This window comes from Arthrobacter sp. Leaf69 (assembly GCF_001422645.1).
Classification (GTDB): domain Bacteria; phylum Actinomycetota; class Actinomycetes; order Actinomycetales; family Micrococcaceae; genus Arthrobacter.
This window is the reverse complement of record NZ_LMLR01000001.1, coordinates 210,454-228,524: the sequence shown is the minus strand read 5'-3', so window position 1 is coordinate 228,524 and position 18,071 is coordinate 210,454. Positions and strand designations below refer to the sequence as shown.

Here is an 18,071-nt window from a genome sequence, read left to right as displayed (position 1 = left end):
TGATTCGGATCTCCGCGAAGGACCTGGACCGCGCCGGTGTGGTCCGGGTGCCGCGCATGACCGGCACCGCGGGCGGCCAGCCCGTGTTCGACGGCGGCACCCCCGCCGACGGCGGCAGCCCCGCCGTCGTGCGGACCGTCATCTGGGCCACCGGCTACCGCCCGGACCTGGCTTGGATCGACGGGCTGAAGCTGGCGCCATCGGGCTGGCCGGAAACTCAACGCGGTGCCGTCCCCGGGATCCCGGGGCTCTACTTCGTCGGCATGCCGTTCCAGTACGCCCTCACCTCGGGGCTGATCGGCGGTGTGGACCGGGACGCAGCCTACGTGGTCAAGCAGATAGAAAGGCGCATGCCGGAACCCTCAGTAGTTGCGCCGGTGCTTCAGCTTGGGGATGGTGACGGCGAAGACCGCGGCGGCAGCGAAGCCGAGCACTCCGGTGGCGGCCACTCCGGCTCCGAGCGAGGCCACGGCGGTCACGCCTGAAAGCAGCACCGGGCCGCCGGTGGCCCCGGCGTCGGCCATGAACCGCCAGATGCCCAGGAACTGGCCCCGGCCGTTGTCGGGTGAGAAGTCGGCCCCCAGCGTCATGTTCAGGCCTGAACTGATGCCGTTGCCGAAGCCGATCAGGAGTGACGCGAGCAACAGGCCCGCGAAGCCGGTGCTGAGCGGGATCAGCAGCATGGCCGTGCCCATGATGAGGGTCGACGGGATGGCCACCCACAGCCGGCCCTTGCGGTCCATCAGTTTGCCGGCCGGATAGAAGACCAGCATGTCGATGGCGCCAGACAGCCCGTAGATCAGCGACGCCTGTGTCGCGTCCATTCCGAGGTGCTCGGCCCACAGCGGGATGACCACCTGCCGGGACGCACGCAGTGCGCTGAGCAGCAGCACGCCGACGCCCACAGTCAGGAAGACCCCGGCATGGGAGACGGCGACGCCGCGCAGCGTTGCCTGCTGGACCGGGACGCCGTCGTGCGCGGCGGGCTTGGCTACGAAGTCCGGGATGGTGATGGACAAGACGGCGGCCGCGGCCATGGCCACGACACCCACCCAGTAGGCGCCGGTGATTCCGGAGAACTGCATCACGGCGGCGCCGATGAACGGTCCGATGAAGATGCCGATCCGGTTGACGCCGCCGAGCGTGGACAGCGCCCGGGCCCTGATGATCACCGGTACCGCCTCGGTCAGGTATTTCTGCCTGGCCAGGCTGAAGACGCTGGCGGCCATGCCGACAACAACCATGGCCGCCGCCAGCAGCCAGAGTCCGCCGGACAGCAGCGGGGACAGCGCCGCGGCGGCCAGGGCGACGGCGCTCGCAACCGCCGCGCCCACCATGGCCCAGCGTTCGCCGAACTTCAGGGTGATGAGTGAGGCGGGCAGGTTGAAGAACCAGGAGCCGAGGCCAATGAGGGTGACGACCAGCGCGGCGACGGCCACCGAGGCGCCGAGGTCGCGGGCCGACAGTGCCACCACGGGCAGGATGGCGCCCTCGCCGATGCTGAACAGCAGCGCCGGGCCGAAGGCGGGGACGGCGATGCTGCGGAGGGTGAAGGGGGCGGCGTGGCTGGTGGTGGTCATCCCCTTCATCCTAGGGCGGACGGCGTGCCGGGGCGGTCAGGCGTCAAAGTGCGTGCGGACTTCGTCCGCAGTGAGGTTCCGGAGAACCTCGGCCGCGACGTCCCGGAGCTTCTGGTTCCGGTTGCTGGAAACGCGGCTGAGGATGCTCATGGCTTCCTCCTGGGAACAGCGGTTCTGGGCCATCACCACGCCGCAGGCAAGATCAATGGAGGTGCGGTGTTCCATGGCGGCCTGCAGATCCTCGGCGCGGGACTGCGCGGTGCCGATCCGGACCGCCAGGCGGAGGGAACGGCCGGCGAGGTCGGCAAAGCCAGAGGCGTTGGCAATAATGTCCTCGGTGAACAGCCCGGTGTCGGAGCCGAAGAAGTTCAGGGCGGCGATGGCGTCCTCGCCGATTTCCAGCGGCACGCCGAGGGTGCTGCGGACGCCCTGTGCCGCGAGCTGCACCTGGTAGTCCGGCCAGCGCGGATCGGTATCGACGTCGGCGAGCAGCACCACGGACCGGGTCCGCAGGGCTTCGATGCAGGGGCCGTCGCCGAGGCTTTGCTCGATGCGGTCCAGGATGACGGCCCTGGGGCTGCTCCCCGCCACGGTCATGGTCTTTTTCCGGCGCTGCAGGGTGACGCCGCATTCGATCTCGGCGCCGGCGGCGTGGCTGAGTGTGGCCGCGGAAAATTCAGCGAGGCGGCCGAGGAAGTCCTCGACGTTCTCCGTCCCCATCAGGAGGTCCTGCAGCTGCAGGGCGGCTTCGTCCCCGGCGTTGTTGATCATCCCTAAAATGTAGGGCGGACCCCCGCCCGGCACAACTTCGCCCCGTGTCGTTACCGGTCCTGCCCGCGAACCCAAGTGCCTAGACGTAGCCGTCCACGATCGCGGCGGCGATCTCGCGGTAGGCGCGCCGGGTTTCCGGGCGGAGGACATCGAGGGTGACCAGGTCGCCGTCGGCCACGCCGCGGTCGTGCGGCACGGCGATCAGCTGGCGGCAGATGCCGGACAGGTGGTCCTCGATCGCGTCCTTGTCCACGCGCGAGGACACCTCGTCCTTGTCCGTGATGACCACAACGGCGTTCCGGGCGAGTTCCTCGTAGCCATGGCTGGCCAGCCAGTGCAGGGTGCTGCGGGCGCGCTTGGCACCGCTGACCGCGTAGCCCGCCGCGATAATCAGGTTGTCCGCGGACTGCAGGATGCCCTTCATGGCGTTGTGCGTGACGCCGGTGCCGCAGTCGGTCAGGGCCACCGAATAGTAGCCGGAGATGAGCTTGCGGATCCGCAGGTATTCCTCGGCGGTCAGCGAATCGGAGACCTCGGGATCCTGTTCGCCGGCGATCAGGTGCAGGCGGCCGGCGTGGTGCATGTACCGGGCCAGCGCGGTGAGGGAATCGATGGATTCGATGTTCTTCAGCAGGTCCGTGATGGTGCGGGGGCTCTGCTGCTGGTAGATGCCCTCGCCGAGGGCCCGCTCGACGAGGTCGCCGGAATCCGGGTTCGCGTCGATGGCGCACGGCGGGTCACCGCGGAACTCCGCCAGGGTCAGGCCGACGCCCACCGTCGTGGAGGTCTTGCCGATGCCGCCCTTGAGGCTCAGGACGGCGGTGTTGTAGCTTCCCTGGAGCTGGCGGGAAATGCGCCGCGCCAGCTCGTCCTCTTCACGCTGCCGGGCGCTGGGACCCAGGTTCAGTCCGCCGCCGGTCAGGGAGTAGAGGGCTCCCCGGAAGCCTCCGACGGGCCTGGGCTTCTGCTCGCGGACGAACAGACCCGGGGAGCTGATGAAATCGGGGGCCGGGGCGGTCAGGGCCGCGGCCCGGCTGGCGGAGCGGGTGGCCCGCGCCGGCGGGGCAGGCACGGCGGGGGCGCCGCCGGGCGCCGCCGGCACAGCCGAACGGCGCGACAGGGGCGCGGCCATTTCGAAGGCGGCCGACTCCGTCTCGGAGCCCTCGAGCGCCTCCTCGTCGGACGTCTGCACGTCCACGCCGGCCGCCGGGCCGGCGCCCTGCGTGGCCGACGCCGGCGGGGTGGCCGGCGGCTGCGGTGCGGCAGGGACCTGCCGGATCAGCGGGACGGCGCCTGTCGCGGCGTTTCGTTCGTCGGCTGCTTCAGCGGCCTCGGCCCAGGAATTGCGGCGCGGCGGACGCGCCGCCTGGGTGTCGACGGCGTCGGAGGGTGTGATCGGCATGGTTCCTGTCGGGGCGTCGGAGTCCTCACCCCGGCGGCGGTCACGCCGGCGCCGGAGTTCGGGTTGCTCTGCCTCTGCGGCAGCGTTAACTGTGTTGTTGTCCACCGGATCGGGCATATTGGTCCCCCCTGGGACTCACAGCGCAGGCGGCTGCGGTGCTCGTTTGATTTGGTCCAAACTGCAATTCTAGGGGCAGTCGTGCGTACCCTTACCATCGGCGCCCCCAAGCCGCGGACTCAGTGGTGTGCGCGGGTCTCCTGCAGGCGCCTGATGAACCAGCGGGACTGCTCCGGCCCGTAGGGCAGGATCGGGACGGCTTTGGTGGCGTCGTCCGGGGTTTCCCGGGTGGCTTGGGTGGCCTGCCGCACCGCCGTCGTCATGGTGTTGGCCATGGTCTTCACGAACTGGTCGCTGCACGGCTCCCCGTGGCCTGGAACCAGGAATTCGTAGCGGTGCCGCAATGCGGAGACGTGCCGGAGGACGTCTGCCCACTCTTCGGGGTAGGAATCCTCAAAGGACGGGTGTGAGCCCTGCTCCACCAGGTCCCCGGCGTAGAGGGTGGTGGCCGTTCCCACGAGGAGGTCGCCGTCGGTGTGTCCGTGGCCGAGGTAGAAGAAGGTGACGGTCTGGCCGCCGAGGTCCACGAGGACCGGCTGGTCTTTCACGATGGCGTTCGGGACCACGAGTTCGGTGTTGTCTCCCTCGCCGGCCGCCATTTCCGGCTCATCGGCCGCGACGGCGGGGCGCTGGCTGTCGCCGTTCTCGTCAATCTCGGCGGCGCAGTTCTCGTGCGCCCAGAACTCGGTCACTCCGGCGTCGGCGAACACCGCGTTGCCGAAGAAGTGGTCGTAGTGGGCGTGGGTGTTAACGACGACCAGCGGCAGCTGCGTCTTTTCCCGCACGGCGTCCAGGATCTCGCGTCCCTGCCGGGGTCCGCTGCCGGTGTCGATCACCAGTGCGCGTTCGGAGCCGACAACCAGGCCGGTGTTGAGCAGGGAACCTTGGGTGGTCAGGACGTAGTTGTCCGGGCCAACCTCGAGCCATCGTGACATTAAATCTCCGTATTCCGGCGTTGATCCGGCGTCGTTGGTGCGATGTTTCTGCCCTCGATTGTACCCACCGGAGCTGGCCGGAAGCTGGAAGCCGGACCGCGCGGGCGGTCTATCCGCCCGCGCGTCCGTGCCCGGCTACAGGTCCGCGAGCACCGAGCCCGGGTTCTCGATCGCGTCGGCCACGTAGCGCAGGAAGCCGCCGGCGGTTCCGCCGTCGCAGACACGGTGGTCGAAGGTGAGGGTCAGCTCGGTGACCTTACGCACGGCGAGTTCGCCGTTGACCACCCAGGGTTTGTCGATAATGCGCCCCACACCGAGGATTCCCACCTCGGGGTGGTTGATGATCGCGGCGGAACCGTCCACCCCGAAGACCCCGTAATTGTTCAGCGTGAACGTGCCGCTGCCCAGTTCCGCCGGGGTCGCCTTGCCGTCGCGCACGACGGCGGTGAGCCGGCGGATCTCGGCGTCCAGTTCGCGGGCGCTGAGTTTGTCCGCGTTGCGCACCGACGGCACCATCAGGCCGCGATCGGTCTGGGCCGCGAAGCCGAGATTGACGCCGTCGAACGCCACAATTTCCTGCGACGCTCCGCCGGCGGTGTCCTCGGTGGTCACGATCCGGGTGTTCAGCTCCGGGAACTTCTTCAGCCCGGCGGTGACGAACCGCGCGATGAACGCCAGCAGGCCCGGGGTGTGGTGCGGATCCGCTTTCTTGAGCGCGGCCCGCATGTCCACCAGCGCGGTGGCGTCAACATCCACCCAGACCGTCGCTTCCGGAATCTCGGAACGGCTGCGGGTCATGTTCGCCGCCACGGCCTTCCGCACGCCGCGGACGGCCGTCCGCCCGGTAACGCCCAGCCCGGTGCGGGCATCGGTGTCGCCGGCAGCCGAAGCCGCAGGTGCCGCCGGCGTCTCCGCAGGCGCCGCCGGCCGCTCACCCGCAGCGGGCTTGATGACAGCCTCGACGTCGCGCCGCATGATGAGCCCGCTGGCCCCCGAACCTTGGAGTTCCCCCAAATCAACCCCATGGTCCCGCGCCATCCGCCGGACAAGCGGAGAAATAACAGCCCCCAACTTCCCGGGAACCCGGGTCCGCATCAGCACCAGGTCATCGGCGGCCTTCTCAGCCGCAGAAACCTGGGCCACCGGCTCAGCCACGGCAGACACGGCAGCCCGCCTAGGAGCCCGAGTCCGCCGAGCAACCCCATGCCCGCCAGGAGTCCCATAACCGATCAGGACGTTGCCAGACCCGGCCTTCTCCTCCTCGCGATACACCTCCGCCGCAACAGCGGCAGCAGAAACGGACGGCGAGCCAGCAACGGCACCAGCCGACGCAGGCAATGCCGCCCCGGGAGTGGCATCGGGCCCTCCGGAGCCGGCAGCATCGTCCGCAGGACGAATGCTGTCCGGCGAAGGGGCGGGGGCGGCATTGCCTGTGGCGGCGACTGCACCGGACGCGGCCGCACCAACAGGAGTCACCGAAATCAGCGGCTTCCCGACGTCGAGCGTCTGGCCGGGCTCGCCGTGCAGCACGGCAACGGTGCCGGCATACGGGGAGGGCACTTCGACCATGGACTTGGCCGTCTCGACCTCGGCGATCGGCTGGTCGACGCGGATCTCGTCGCCCACGGCCACGAGCCAGTTAACGAGCTCGGCTTCGGTGAGGCCTTCGCCGAGGTCCGGGAGGAGGAATACTTTCGGTTCGCTCATGGTCAGTCTTCCCACTGGAGGTCGTCAACGGCGTCGAGGATGCGGTCCACGCCGGGCAGGTAGTAGTGCTCGAGCTTGGGCGCCGGGTACGGGACATCGAAGCCCGTGACACGGCGGATCGGCGCAGCCAGGTGGTGGAAACAGCGTTCCTGGACCCTGGCCACGATCTCGGAGGACACGGACGCGAAGCCGTGAGCCTCGGCGATGACCACGGCGCGGCCGGTCTTGCGGACCGAGGCACAGACCGTCTCGTCGTCGAAGGGCACGATCGAGCGGACGTCGATCACCTCGAGCGAGCGTCCCTCCTCGGCGGCCGCTGCTGCGGCGGCAAGCGCCGTCGGGACGGACGGTCCGTAGGCGATCAGTGTCGCGTCGGTGCCGGGGCGGGCGACGGCGGCACGGCCCTCGGAGGACGTGCCGCGTGCGGTGTTCTCGGCGTGTTCGGCGCGGAGGGCGTCCAGGTCCACTTGGTCCTTGGACCAGTAGAGCTTTTTCGGCTCCATGAACATCACGGGGTCATCGGAGTCGATGGCCTCGCGGAGCATCCGGTAGCCGTCGGCGACGGTGGCCGGGGTGAACACCTTGAGCCCGGCGGTGTGGGCGTAGTAGGCCTCGGAGGAATCGCAGTGGTGCTCCACTCCTCCGATGCCGCCGGCGTAGGGGACCCGGATGACCATGGGCAGTTTGACGGCGCCCTTGGTGCGGTTGTGCATCTTGGCGACGTGGCTGACGATCTGCTCGAACGCCGGGTAGGCGAAGGCGTCGAACTGCATTTCGATGACCGGGCGCATGCCGTTCATGGCCATGCCGACCGCCATGCCGACGATGCCGGACTCGGCCAGCGGGGTATCGAAGCAGCGGTCCTTGCCGAAGGTCTTGGTGAGCCCGTCGGTGATCCGGAAGACGCCGCCGAGCATGCCGACGTCCTCGCCGAAGACCAGGACCGAGGGATCCGTGTGCATGGCGTCCGCCATGGCAGAGTTCAGGGCCTTGGCCAGGGTGATGGTCTGCGGGCCGGCCTGTTCGGCCACAACCGCCGCCTTCGCAGCGGCACGGGCTGTGGCGGCACTGACGTTGCCGTTCGCCTCGGACGAGGTGGTGATGGTGGGGCTCATTTTGCGGCCTCTTCCCGGGAGAGTTCGTCGGCAAGCAAGGCGGACTGTTCCTTTAGCTGGGGCGTGGGGGTGGAGAAGACGTACTTGAAGAGATCCTGCGGTTCCACGGGGACTTCCTCGCTCAGGCCTTCGCGGAGCTGGGTGGCTACGGCTTCGGCCTTCTCGGCGATCCCGGCGGCACGCTCGTCGTCGAGCAGTCCGCGGTCCGTCAAATAGGTCTCCATCCGGCTCAGCGGATCCTTGGCCACCCACTGCGCCACCTCACTGTCCTGGCGGTACCGGGTGGCGTCGTCGGCGTTGGTGTGGGCCTGCATGCGGTAGGTGTGGGCTTCCACGAGCAGCGGGCCGGAGCCTTCACGGGCGAGCCGGACGGCCCGGCCCAGCACGGCCAGGAGGGCGACGATGTCGTTGCCGTCCACGCGTTCGCCAGCCATGCCGTAGCCCACGGCCTTGTGCGCCAGCGACGGCGCGACGGACTGGTGCGCGAGCGGCACGGAGATTGCGTACTGGTTGTTCTGGACGAGGAACACCACCGGCAGGTGGAAGACCGCCGCGAAGTTCAGTGCCTCGTGGAAGTCGCCTTCGCTTGTGGCACCGTCGCCGCACATGGCCAGGACCACGGTGTCCTCGCCGCGCAGCTTGGCCGCGTGGGCCACGCCGACGCCGTGCAGCAACTGGGTGGTCAGCGGGGTGCACTGGATGCCGACCTTGTGCTTGGTGGGGTCGTAGCCGCCGTGCCAGTCGCCGCGGAAGAGCGTCATGGTCTGGACGGGATCGACGCCGCGGGCCATCACGGCCACGGAGTCGCGGTAGGTGGGGAACATCCAGTCGCCGTCGGACAGGCAGAGGGCGGCGGCAACCTGGCAGGCTTCCTGGCCGTGGCTGGACGGGTAGACGGCCATCCGGCCCTGCCGGACCAGGGCGGAGTTCTGGTCATTGACCCGGCGGCCGACCACCAGCTGCTCGTAAGCGGCCAGCAGTTCCTCGTCGCCGGGGAGGGCGTACTCGTGGCCCGGCTGGGTGCCCTGCTCGGTGTGCGGGTTCAGCGTGCCGTCCGGTCCCACCATCTGGATCTGGTGCCGTGCCGGCAGCATGTAGTCCTCGACTGTGATGCCGAACTTGCGTACCGCCTCGCTGGCGGCGTCTTCCGGCGCTTCTGCGGAGATCGTCATTGGTCCGTCCTTCTGTAGCCACTATTCACTCCCAGTATGCCGCCGGACGATGTTTCGTATCCAGCTCCAGCTTAAATCGTGGAGAAGTCCAGAAAATTGGCCTATTCTGGAAGACAAACTGTAAGTGTGAGCTGGATTACCGGTGGGGGTTGTGGACAAATGGCAGAGCCCGATGCGGAACAGTCGGCGGTACCGCTGGATGACGTGGACCGGAACATCATTGCGGAACTCACGAGGGACGGCCGGATGTCCGTCACGCAGGTTGCGGAGAATGTCCACATCTCCCGCGCCCATGCCTACACGCGCATCTCCCGGCTGACCGGCGAGGGCGTCCTGACCAAGTTCACGGCGCTGGTGGATCCGATCAAGGCCGGCCTGAAGTCCTCCGCCTACGTGACCCTCAAGGTCCGGCAGCATTCCTGGCGGGAGCTCCGGGAACTGCTGCGGGCCATTCCGGAGGTGCACCACATCGCCCTGGTGGGCGGGGACTTCGATGTCATCCTGCTCGTGCGCGCCGTGGACAACGTCGATCTGCGCCGGGTGATCTTCGACCAGCTGCAGTCCATGCCCGGGGTGCTGGACACCCAGACGTTCCTGGTGTTCGAGGACCTGGACACCCGGTAGCCGAGCCGTTTACCCCTTGAAAACCGGCGTCCGCTTCTCCTGGAACGCCCGGAACCCCTCCGAGTAGTCGTCGGTCTTGCAGAGACGGGCCTGCTCGGCGTTTTCCTCTTCCATGGACTCCCAGAGGCCCAGCCGCTGGTCCCGGATGTGGGCCACAAGTTCCTTGCTCGCGTTGAACGCGCTCGTGGCGCCGGTGGCTGCCTTGGCCACGATGGCGCGGGTGTTCTCCAGCAGGTCGGCCGCCGGCATGGCCCGGCTGAACATCCCCTGGGCCACCGCTTCCGCGCCGGTCATCAGCTCCGCCGTGTAGATCAGGTCCAGCGTCCGGTGCATGCCGAGCCGCTCGGTAAAGTACCAGTGGCCGCCGGAATCGAGCGTGGCACCCAGGTTTGCGAAGGGCGACCCGAACTTGGCGTTTTCCGCCACGTACACCACATCCGTGGCCAGCAGCAGGCCCAGCCCCACCCCCAGGCAGGCGCCCTGGGCCGCCGCGAACGTGGGGGCCGGAAAGGCCGTCATCTTCTTCAGCAGCGGCTGCAGGAGCCCGCCCAGGTAGCCCTGGACGTCGTCCGTTTCCGGGGTGACCCCGGCGATGTCCCGTCCCGCGCAGAAAGCGCGGCCCTCTCCCCTGAGCAGCAGCGCCCGCACCTCACCGCGCGAGGCGGCGGCAGCGGCGTCGTCGTACGCCCGGGACAAATCCCTGAGCGCCTGCTCGTCCAGGGAGTTGAGTTTGTAGGGGGCGTCCAGGACGATCTCGGCGATGCCGTCGGCGATGGAGAGGGAAATCATGGGGCTCCTCGGTGGAGTGGGTGCGGTGCGGCGGGCGGTTTAGACGTCGAAGTCGACGGTGACTTCCGGCGTCGTGGGGTGGGACTGACAGGTGAGGACGTAGCCCTTGTCCAGTTCGTCCTGTTCGAGTGCGTAGTTCTCATCCATCGTGACGGCACCGGTGACGACCTTGGCGCGGCAGGTTCCGCAGACGCCGCCGGCACACGCGAACGGCACGTCCGGGCGGACCCGCAGGGCCGCGTTCAGGATCGATTCGCGGGCGTGCGTGGGGCTGGCCACCTCGCCCTGGAGGCCGTCCAGCTTGAAGGTGATCTTGTACGTGGCCTGGGACTCGTCCACAATCACCGGACGCCCGGCGTTGCCCTCGGGGCGGTCCGGCTTGCCGGTGGTGAACAGTTCGAAGCGGATGTGGTCCGGGTTGACGCCGCGCTGGGCCAGGGTGTCCCGGCACAGCTGGACCAGCTCGAACGGGCCGCACAGGAACCACTCGTCGACGTCGTCGGCATGGATGGCGGTCCCCAGCAGGGCCTGCAGCTTCTCCGCGTCGATCCGGCCGCTGAGCAGCGGGGCGATGCGCTGTTCACGGGAGAGAACATGGTGCAGGGCGAGCCTGGACGGGTACTTGTCCTTCAGGTCGGCGAGCTCCTCGAGGAACATCACGTCCATGGCGGCCTTGTTGGCGTAGACCAGGTCGAAGCGCGTGTCCGGATGCGCCGCGAGCAGGGTGCGGGCAATCGCGATCACGGGGGTGATGCCGGAACCGGCGGCGATCGCCACGAAAGAGCCGGACTCCCCCGCCAGGGCGTTCGCCATCTCGTCCGGATGGTTCATCGAGTTCATCAGGTTCTGCTCTTTGCCGTCCCGGCCGTGCTTGGACACGAACGCGCCCATCGGGCTCATGACGTCCAGGACGTCGCCGGCCTTGAGCTCGGCGTTCGCCCAGGTGGAGAACAGCCCGCCCAGGTCCTTCTTGATCGCGACGCGGATCTCGCTGCTGCCGTCCGCGAAGCTGCGCGGCTCGGCGCAGATCGAGTAGCTGCGCCGGATTTCCTTCGGCTCGCCCGATTCATCCGGCAGGGTGGTGCGCAGGGCAACGTACTGGCCGGGGAGGTAATCGAACTGGCCAGCGAGCTCTGCCGGAACACCGAAGGTCACCTCGATGGCATCGTCGGTGAGCCGGCGGACCTCATCGACCGTGAGCGGGTGGAAGGACGCGCGGCGGCGGCCGGTGGCTGCAGCCGATTCAGCGGCGGTCTGGCGGACAACAGTCATAGGAGCACCTGTTCCTTACAAAACTTTGAAGTAGTCGAACGGTTCCTTGCAGTCCTGGCAGACGTACAGCGCCTTGCAGGAGGTGGAGCCGAAGCGGGTGAGTTCCTTGGTGTTCAGCGATGAACACTGCGGGCATTTGACGGCGAGGGACAGGCGGACCGGCCCGGCGTGCCGCACGGCGTTGGAATGACCGGAGGGCGGAGCGATGCCGTACTCCTGCAGCTTGGCCTTCCCGGCCTCGCTCATCCAGTCCGTGGTCCAGGCCGGCGAGAGGACCATGTCCACGTTGACGCTGGGGTAGCCCTCGCGGTTGAAGGCAGCCGTGAGGTCGTCGCGGATGGCGTCCATGGCCGGGCAGCCCGAGTAGGTGGGCGTGATGGTGATATGGACTGTGGGGACCATTCCGCCGTCATCCGCGTTGGGTTCCTTGGTCACCTGGACGTTGCGCAGGATCCCCAGATCCTCGATGGTGAGCACCGGAATTTCCGGGTCGCAGACCGTGGCGGCGAGGTCCCAAGCCTTCTGCTCGGGAGTCTTCTGCTCCGCAGGCCTGGCCTCGGCGGCCGTGGGGTGGCTGACGTACATTTCCATGGTGGTTACCAGCTGGCTCCGGGGTACTCGCGGGCGAGCACCTGCATTTCCGCGAGGATGTAGCCGAGGTGCTCGGAGTGCAGTCCCTTGCGTCCGCCGCCGGGGGCGGGCTGGACCTTGGGAACGTCCAGTTCGGCTTCCGCGAGGACCTCGCCGGTGAGGCGGTCGAAGTCGGCGCGGAGGCTGGACGGTTCGGCGGCGGCGCCGCTCGCGCTCAGCCGGGCGGTGAGCTCGTCGTCGCGGAACAGCTCGTCCACATACGGCCAGATGACCTTGAATGCGTGGATCATCTTCTCGCGGGACTCGTCCGTGCCCAGGGCCAGGCGCAACACCCACTGGGCGCTGTGGTCGCGGTGGTAATCCACCTCTTTGACAGCCTTGGCGGCGATTCCGGCCAGCGTGGCGTCGGTGGACTGCGTCAGCCGGCGGTAAAGCTCGAACTGGTAGTAGCTGACGACGAACTGGCGGGCGATGGTGACGGCAAAGTCGCCGTTCGGCTGCTCGAAGATCTCCGCGGAACGGAATTCGTGCTCGCGGCGGAAGTAGGCGAGGTCGTCCTCGCTCTTGGCTGTGCCGTCCTCTCCGAGGGCCCCGCCGGCGTAGCTGAGGAAGGAGCGGGCATGGCCCAGCTGGTCCAGGGCGATGTTGCCCAGGGCGATGTCTTCTTCGAGCTCCGGGGCGCGGGAGATCCAGTGGCCCAGGCGCTGCGCGAGGATCAGGGCGTCGTCGCCCAGGCGCAGGGCAAACTCCGCGACGTCCTCGTCCGGCTTCGCGGTGCCGCGGCTGACGGCCAGCGCGATGTCTTCCGGACGGAGGGCGTTGCCGGGGGTGATGCGGGTGGCGCTGGCCGTGGCCTCGCCGCTGCCGCTGGCTCCCTTGACGCCGACGTTGAGGTCGCCGTGGCCGGATGTTCCTGCTGCCGTTTCGGGTGAGGTGCTCACAGGTGCTTCACGCCCTCGCTCTTGGTGTAGTACGTCGCGTGACGGTAGTCCTTGCCCTGGGGCGACTCGAAGAACGAGCCTTTGGCGTCCGGGTCGCTCGAGGCGATGGCGTCGGCCGGGACCACCCAGATGGAGACACCCTCGTTGCGGCGGGTGTAGAGGTCGCGGGCGTTGCGCAGGGCCATGGCGGCGTCCGGCGCGTGCAGGGAGCCGGCGTGGACGTGGGACAAGCCGCGGCTGGAACGGACAAACACTTCCCAGATGGGCCAGACGTTTCCTGCGTGCGGTTCGGGGGTGGTCATGCTGCGGATTCCTTCTCTGCTTGCTTGCGGCTCTGCTTGGCCGCGTAGGCGGCGGCGGCTTCGCGCACCCAAGCGCCGTTGTGGTGGGCTTCGCGGCGCCGTTCCAGGCGCTGGGCGTTGCAGGGTCCGCGGCCGGCGAGGACTTCGTGGAATTCCTCCCAGTCCAGCGGGCCGTGCTCCCATTTCTTGGTGTCCTCGTTGAAGCGGATGTCCTTGTCCGGGAGAGTGAGCTCCAGGACCTTGACCTGCTCCATCATCATGCCGACGAAGCGGTTGCGCAGTTCGTCGTTGCTGAAGCGCTTGATGTTCCAGGCCATGGACTGCTTGGAGTTGGGCGAATCGTCATCCGGCGGGCCGAACATCATCAGGGCCGGGGCGTACCAGCGGTTCACCGCGTCCTGGGCCATCTGCTTCTGCTCCGGGGTGCCGTGGGAGAGTTCCAGCAGGATTTCGAAGCCCTGGCGCTGGTGGAAGGATTCTTCCTTGCAGACCCGGACCATGGCGCGGCCGTAGGGGCCGAAGGAGGCGCGGCACAGCGGCACCTGGTTGGCGATAGCGGCGCCGTCGACCATCCAGCCGATGGCGCCCATGTCCGCCCAGGTGCGCGCGGGGTAGTTGAAGATGGAGGAGTACTTGGCCTTGCCGTCCATCAGGTCCTGCATCATCTGGTCGCGCGGCTGGCCGAGGGTCTCGGCGGCGGAGTACAGGTACAGGCCGTGGCCGGCCTCGTCCTGGACCTTGGCCATCAGGATGGCCTTGCGCTTGAGGCTGGGCGCGCGGGAGATCCAGTTGGCTTCCGGCTGCATGCCGATAATCTCCGAGTGCGCGTGCTGCGAGATCTGGCGCAGGAGGGTCTTGCGGTACGCCGGAGGCATCCAGTCGCGGGGTTCGATCCGCGAGTCGTCTGCCATGACTTTGTCGAAGTAGGCCTGGCCTTCAGCGTCGCGCCGGGCCACATCTTCGGGGCTCTGTTCGTGCCGTGCCGATGTTGGTTCTCCGGGCACTGACTGCAGGGTCTGCGATGCCATGGTTGCTCCTATGCATTTCCGATAAATAATTACCGACCGTTCGTTCAGGATATGCGGAAGGCGGGAGATGCGTCAAGCACCCCGGCCCTCCTCTGGCCCACATGACAACGGCCGGCTTCACGACCGTCATCGACCCGTTATCGCGGTTTCCGCCCCTTTGCCCCACCCCGGTGGTAACGTCCGGCCATGGGAACGTCGCCGGATCCAGAGGAAGCAGCGCCGGGCCCAGCCACGGCACCTGGCGGGATGCACCGCCGTCGGACACTGACAATCGCCATCATCGCCGGGCTGGTGGTGCTCGCCGTCGCCGCTGCCGCATTCCTGCTGAACCGGCCGCGGGCCCAAACCGCGGCCCCGGTGGAGACATCCGCCCCGACCCCGGCGGTCACCCCCAAGCCCACACCGACGCCGACCCCGGATCCGCCTCCCGTCGCGCTGAACATCCTCCTGATCGGCAGCGACAGCCGCGTTAATGCCCGGGCCGCGGCGGCATCCGGCAAGGTCTCCGACCAGCGTGCGGACGCCCTCGTCTTCATCCATCTACCGGCAGACCGCCGGAACGCCTATGGCATCTCCATCATGCGTGACCTGTGGGTGGACATCCCCGGCTACCGCTCGGCCAAGGTCAACGCCGCACTCGAGCTCGGCGGGGTGCCCCTGATGACACGGACTGTGGAGGCTTTGCTGGGCCAGCGCATTAACCACACCGTGATGCTGGACTTCCAGGGCTTCGCTGCCATGACCGACGCCCTCGGCGGCGTCGACGTCACCATCAAAGAGCCATTCACCGGCACCATCGACAACTTCGTTCATTTTCCGCGGGGTGTGAACAGGCTCAACGGGCAAAAGGCGCTGGCCTTTGTCCGCGAGCGCCATGCCTTCGTCGACGGCGACTTCCAGCGGGTCCGGAACCAGCAGACGTTCCTCAAGGCCGTGATGGCCAAGATGGCGGCTGAAGGCGGGCTGAAAAACCGGGACACCGTGAAGAAGGTGGTGGCGAAAGTCCTTCCGCACGTCACGGTGAATCCGGGACTCACTGTGCTGACGCTGGAACGCCTCGCCTTCAGCCTGCGCAACACGGCCCCGGGCAAAGGCGTGTTCTTCACGCTCCCCACCGGCGGCTTCGGGACCAGCTTCGACGGCCAATCCATCATCCTGCAGGACCTTGCGGCCACGGCCGCCGTCTCCGCCGCGCTGGCTTCGGGCACCCTGGGAAAGTACGTCGCAGCGAACAAGTTGCAGAACGGCAACTGACGGGCCAAGCCGCAAGAGCCGCCGGGCCGCTGCGGCCAGGCGGGCGGCGCGCGCCCCTTGCCCTGGCGGTAGATTGGAGAAATGACCCAGACTCCCGCGCAGCTGTCCCCCCAGCCCCCTGTTGCCAAGAAAATCCCCGCCCTCCGCACGCACCACGGCGATGCCTTCGAGGACAACTACGAATGGCTCCGGAACAAGGAGTCCGCGGAGGTCGTGGAGCTGCTCAAGGCTGAGAACGCCTACCAGGAGGCAGTGACCGCCCACCAGGGGCCGCTGCGCGAGGCCATCTTTCAGGAGATCAAGGGCCGCACCCAGGAAACGGACCTCTCCGTTCCCAACCGCAAGGACGGCTGGTGGTACTACACCCGCTCGGTGGAGGGCCAGGAATACGGCATCCAGTGCCGCGTCCGGGCCGAAGATACCGGGGACCGCGTTGTCGACTGGACTCCCCCTGCCGTCGAGGTCGGCGTAGACATTCCGGGCGAGGAGATCCTGCTGGACGGCAACGTCGAGGCGGCGGGCAAGCCGTTCTTCGCCGTCGGCGGTGCCGCCGTGACCATCGACGGAAACCTCTACGCCTATGCCGTGGACAACGCCGGGGACGAGCGGTTCACGCTCCGCATCAAGGACCTGCGGACCGGCGACGTCCTCCCGGACGTGATCGAGAACGTCTTCTACGGCATCTCCTTCTCCCCCGACGGCAGCCGGATCTTCTATACCGTGGTGGACGATTCCTGGCGGCCGTACCAGGTGAAGTCGCACGTGCTCGGCACACCTGTCAGCGAGGATGAGGTCATTTACCAGGAGGATGACGTCGCAATGTGGCTGGGCTTCGAGCTCTCCGCTGACCGGCGCCACCTCGTCCTGAGCATCGGCTGCTCGGAATTCAGCGAGACCCGGCTGCTGCGCTTTGACGCGCTCGACGCCGGGCTCAGCACCGTCATCTCCCGCGAGGAACGCATCCTCTACGAGGCGGAGCCGTTCCTGCTGACCGACGCCGCGGGCGCCCAGACCGAGGCCATCCTGGTGACCCACAACAAGGACGCCATCAATTCCATGGTCTCGCTCGTGGACCCGACCGAGCTCGCCAAGCCGCTCGCCGAGCAACACTGGACCACCGTCGTCGAGCACTCCGACCAGGTCCGCGTCAATGGCGCCGGCGTCACCTCGACGCACTTGGTGGTGTCCGTCCGCAAGGACACGATCGAGCGCGTGCAGGTCCTGCCGCTGGCCGGCCTGGGGACGCCGGAGCAGGGCGAGCCGGTGGAGCCGGCCTTCGAAGAGGAGCTCTACACCGCAGGCGTCGCCGGGTCCGACTACGAGGCTCCCGTGATCCGGATGGGCTACACCTCCTACTTCACGCCGTCCCGGGTCTACGATTTTGTGCTCCCGACGGCGGAGCTGCCCGCCGGCGAACTGCTCCTGCGCAAGGAAAGCCCGGTGCTGGGCGGCTATTCCGCGGCAGACTACGTGGCCACCCGCGAGTGGGCGGTCGCCGCGGACGGGACACGGATCCCGCTCTCGGTGCTGCGCCACGCCTCGGTGGCGCAGGATTCGACGGCGGCCGGCCTGGTGTACGGCTACGGCTCGTACGAGATGAGCATGGATCCGAGCTTCGGCATCCCCCGGCTTTCCCTGCTGGACCGGGGCATCGTGTTTGTGATCGCCCACATCCGCGGCGGCGGGGAACTGGGCCGGCACTGGTACGACACCGGCAAGAAGCTGCAGAAGAAGAACACCTTCACGGACTTCATCGCGGCCACCGACTGGCTGGCGCAGTCCGGCTGGGTGGACCCGGAGCGGATCGCGGCCATGGGAGGTTCGGCCGGCGGACTGCTGATGGGCGCGGTCGCCAATCTGGCGCCGGAGAAGTACGCGGCCATCGTGGCTGCCGTACCGTTCGTGGACGCCCTGACCACCATCCTCGATCCTGAGCTGCCGCTCTCCGCGCTGGAGTGGGAGGAATGGGGCAACCCGATTACCGACCGCGACGTCTACGAGTACATGAAGTCGTACACTCCGTACGAAAACGTCCGCGCCGCTGCCTACCCCAAGATCGCGGCGGTCACCTCGTTTAACGACACGCGGGTGCTCTACGTGGAGCCCGCCAAATGGGTGCAGCGGCTGCGCGAGCTCAACACCGGCAGCGAGCCGATCGTGATGAAAATCGAGATGGAGGGCGGCCACGGCGGCGCCTCGGGCCGCTACGTGCAGTGGAAGGAACGGGCCTGGGACTACGCGTTCGTCGCCGACTCCCTCGGCGCCACGGAACTGCTGCCGGGGGCCGGACTGAAATAGGTGACCGGTTGCTCCGTAACGGCCCTTTTGAACCCTCAGAAGGGCCATTACGGAGCAATCGCTGGTCGGGGTGGTGCCAATTAGCGTCCACCGGACAGGCCGTTCCCGGGCCCGCCTCGGGTTTTTCGGGAGTTGCCTACCGAATAAATGCTCATCATGCTTACTATTGACTC

General features: G+C 67.9%; 16 protein-coding genes. 3 read left to right on the top strand and 13 right to left on the bottom strand.

What is annotated here, in order from left to right:
* Positions 1-362: 362 nt before the first annotated feature.
* The 7 genes from ASE96_RS01065 to pdhA all read right to left on the bottom strand — a co-directional run bounded on the left by ASE96_RS01065 (position 363) and on the right by pdhA (position 8,799).
* The gene (locus tag ASE96_RS01065) at positions 363-1,580 is read right to left on the bottom strand and encodes an MFS transporter (protein WP_056424783.1); all 1,218 of its coding nucleotides are present in this window, start codon (positions 1,578-1,580) and stop codon (positions 363-365) included.
* Positions 1,581-1,616: 36 nt separating this feature from the next.
* Positions 1,617-2,351, bottom strand: coding sequence for a GAF and ANTAR domain-containing protein (locus ASE96_RS01060; RefSeq protein ID WP_056424782.1), 735 nt, complete (start codon positions 2,349-2,351; stop codon positions 1,617-1,619).
* 79 nt (positions 2,352-2,430) lie between these two features.
* A complete protein-coding gene (locus ASE96_RS01055; protein ID WP_442853873.1) occupies positions 2,431-3,753 on the bottom strand; it encodes a MinD/ParA family ATP-binding protein in 1,323 nt (440 codons plus the stop codon).
* 236 nt (positions 3,754-3,989) lie between these two features.
* Positions 3,990-4,805, bottom strand: a complete 816-nt coding sequence (locus tag ASE96_RS01050) for an MBL fold metallo-hydrolase (protein WP_056424777.1) — start codon at positions 4,803-4,805, stop codon at positions 3,990-3,992.
* A 135-nt stretch (positions 4,806-4,940) separates the two neighbouring features.
* On the bottom strand, positions 4,941-6,512 hold the full coding sequence (locus ASE96_RS01045) for a dihydrolipoamide acetyltransferase family protein (RefSeq protein ID WP_056424774.1): 1,572 nt from the start codon (positions 6,510-6,512) through the stop codon (positions 4,941-4,943).
* A gap of 2 nt (positions 6,513-6,514) precedes the next feature.
* On the bottom strand, positions 6,515-7,627 hold the full coding sequence (locus ASE96_RS01040) for an alpha-ketoacid dehydrogenase subunit beta (protein WP_056424772.1): 1,113 nt from the start codon (positions 7,625-7,627) through the stop codon (positions 6,515-6,517).
* Positions 7,624-8,799, bottom strand: a complete 1,176-nt coding sequence (gene pdhA / locus ASE96_RS01035; RefSeq protein WP_056424771.1) for a pyruvate dehydrogenase (acetyl-transferring) E1 component subunit alpha — start codon at positions 8,797-8,799, stop codon at positions 7,624-7,626. The genes ASE96_RS01040 and pdhA overlap by 4 nt, the downstream gene beginning before the upstream one ends.
* A 159-nt stretch (positions 8,800-8,958) precedes the next feature.
* Between pdhA and ASE96_RS01030 the strand changes: the two genes are divergently transcribed.
* A complete protein-coding gene (locus ASE96_RS01030; protein WP_056424769.1) occupies positions 8,959-9,423 on the top strand; it encodes an Lrp/AsnC family transcriptional regulator in 465 nt (154 codons plus the stop codon).
* 9 nt (positions 9,424-9,432) lie between these two features.
* On the opposite strand, the gene ASE96_RS01025 is transcribed toward ASE96_RS01030, so the two are convergent.
* Genes ASE96_RS01025 through paaA form a run of 6 tightly spaced genes read right to left on the bottom strand, consistent with a single transcriptional unit; the run spans position 9,433 to position 14,346 of the window.
* On the bottom strand, positions 9,433-10,212 hold the full coding sequence (locus ASE96_RS01025) for an enoyl-CoA hydratase/isomerase family protein (RefSeq protein ID WP_056424766.1): 780 nt from the start codon (positions 10,210-10,212) through the stop codon (positions 9,433-9,435).
* 39 nt (positions 10,213-10,251) lie between these two features.
* Complete coding sequence (gene paaE, locus ASE96_RS01020; RefSeq protein WP_056424763.1) at positions 10,252-11,484, bottom strand: 1,2-phenylacetyl-CoA epoxidase subunit PaaE; 1,233 nt, start codon at positions 11,482-11,484, stop codon at positions 10,252-10,254.
* Between the two features lie 15 nt (positions 11,485-11,499).
* The gene (gene paaD, locus ASE96_RS01015; RefSeq protein WP_056426524.1) at positions 11,500-12,069 is read right to left on the bottom strand and encodes a 1,2-phenylacetyl-CoA epoxidase subunit PaaD; all 570 of its coding nucleotides are present in this window, start codon (positions 12,067-12,069) and stop codon (positions 11,500-11,502) included.
* A gap of 11 nt (positions 12,070-12,080) precedes the next feature.
* Positions 12,081-13,016, bottom strand: coding sequence for a 1,2-phenylacetyl-CoA epoxidase subunit PaaC (paaC, locus tag ASE96_RS01010; RefSeq protein ID WP_056424760.1), 936 nt, complete (start codon positions 13,014-13,016; stop codon positions 12,081-12,083).
* A complete protein-coding gene (gene paaB, locus ASE96_RS01005) occupies positions 13,013-13,318 on the bottom strand; it encodes a 1,2-phenylacetyl-CoA epoxidase subunit PaaB (RefSeq protein ID WP_024367847.1) in 306 nt (101 codons plus the stop codon). The genes paaC and paaB overlap by 4 nt, the downstream gene beginning before the upstream one ends.
* The gene (gene paaA / locus ASE96_RS01000; protein ID WP_056424756.1) at positions 13,315-14,346 is read right to left on the bottom strand and encodes a 1,2-phenylacetyl-CoA epoxidase subunit PaaA; all 1,032 of its coding nucleotides are present in this window, start codon (positions 14,344-14,346) and stop codon (positions 13,315-13,317) included. The genes paaB and paaA overlap by 4 nt, the downstream gene beginning before the upstream one ends.
* A gap of 186 nt (positions 14,347-14,532) precedes the next feature.
* Here paaA and ASE96_RS00995 point away from each other — a divergent pair, with 186 nt between their 5' ends.
* Positions 14,533-15,600 (top strand): LCP family protein, encoded by a 1,068-nt coding sequence (locus ASE96_RS00995; protein ID WP_235500063.1) that lies wholly within the window; start codon positions 14,533-14,535, stop codon positions 15,598-15,600.
* Between the two features lie 81 nt (positions 15,601-15,681).
* On the top strand, positions 15,682-17,898 hold the full coding sequence (locus tag ASE96_RS00990) for a S9 family peptidase (RefSeq protein ID WP_056424752.1): 2,217 nt from the start codon (positions 15,682-15,684) through the stop codon (positions 17,896-17,898).
* Positions 17,899-18,071 lie beyond the last annotated feature (173 nt).

Bases quoted from the DNA above. Each gene is read 5' to 3' on its own strand.
- ASE96_RS01065 (WP_056424783.1), bottom strand. From the start codon at position 1,580: ATGACCACCACCAGCCACGCCGCCCCCTTCACCCTCCGCAGCATCGCC.
- paaD (WP_056426524.1), bottom strand. From the start codon at position 12,069: ATGTACGTCAGCCACCCCACGGCCGCCGAGGCCAGGCCTGCGGAGCAG.
- ASE96_RS00995 (WP_235500063.1), top strand. From the start codon at position 14,533: ATGGGAACGTCGCCGGATCCAGAGGAAGCAGCGCCGGGCCCAGCCACG.
- ASE96_RS01040 (WP_056424772.1), bottom strand. From the start codon at position 7,627: ATGAGCCCCACCATCACCACCTCGTCCGAGGCGAACGGCAACGTCAGT.
- paaB (WP_024367847.1), bottom strand. From the start codon at position 13,318: ATGACCACCCCCGAACCGCACGCAGGAAACGTCTGGCCCATCTGGGAA.
- pdhA (WP_056424771.1), bottom strand. From the start codon at position 8,799: ATGACGATCTCCGCAGAAGCGCCGGAAGACGCCGCCAGCGAGGCGGTA.
- ASE96_RS01030 (WP_056424769.1), top strand. From the start codon at position 8,959: ATGGCAGAGCCCGATGCGGAACAGTCGGCGGTACCGCTGGATGACGTG.
- ASE96_RS01025 (WP_056424766.1), bottom strand. From the start codon at position 10,212: ATGATTTCCCTCTCCATCGCCGACGGCATCGCCGAGATCGTCCTGGAC.
- ASE96_RS01045 (WP_056424774.1), bottom strand. From the start codon at position 6,512: ATGAGCGAACCGAAAGTATTCCTCCTCCCGGACCTCGGCGAAGGCCTC.
- ASE96_RS01055 (WP_442853873.1), bottom strand. From the start codon at position 3,753: ATGCCGATCACACCCTCCGACGCCGTCGACACCCAGGCGGCGCGTCCG.
- paaE (WP_056424763.1), bottom strand. From the start codon at position 11,484: ATGACTGTTGTCCGCCAGACCGCCGCTGAATCGGCTGCAGCCACCGGC.
- ASE96_RS01050 (WP_056424777.1), bottom strand. From the start codon at position 4,805: ATGTCACGATGGCTCGAGGTTGGCCCGGACAACTACGTCCTGACCACC.
- ASE96_RS01060 (WP_056424782.1), bottom strand. From the start codon at position 2,351: ATGATCAACAACGCCGGGGACGAAGCCGCCCTGCAGCTGCAGGACCTC.
- ASE96_RS00990 (WP_056424752.1), top strand. From the start codon at position 15,682: ATGACCCAGACTCCCGCGCAGCTGTCCCCCCAGCCCCCTGTTGCCAAG.
- paaA (WP_056424756.1), bottom strand. From the start codon at position 14,346: ATGGCATCGCAGACCCTGCAGTCAGTGCCCGGAGAACCAACATCGGCA.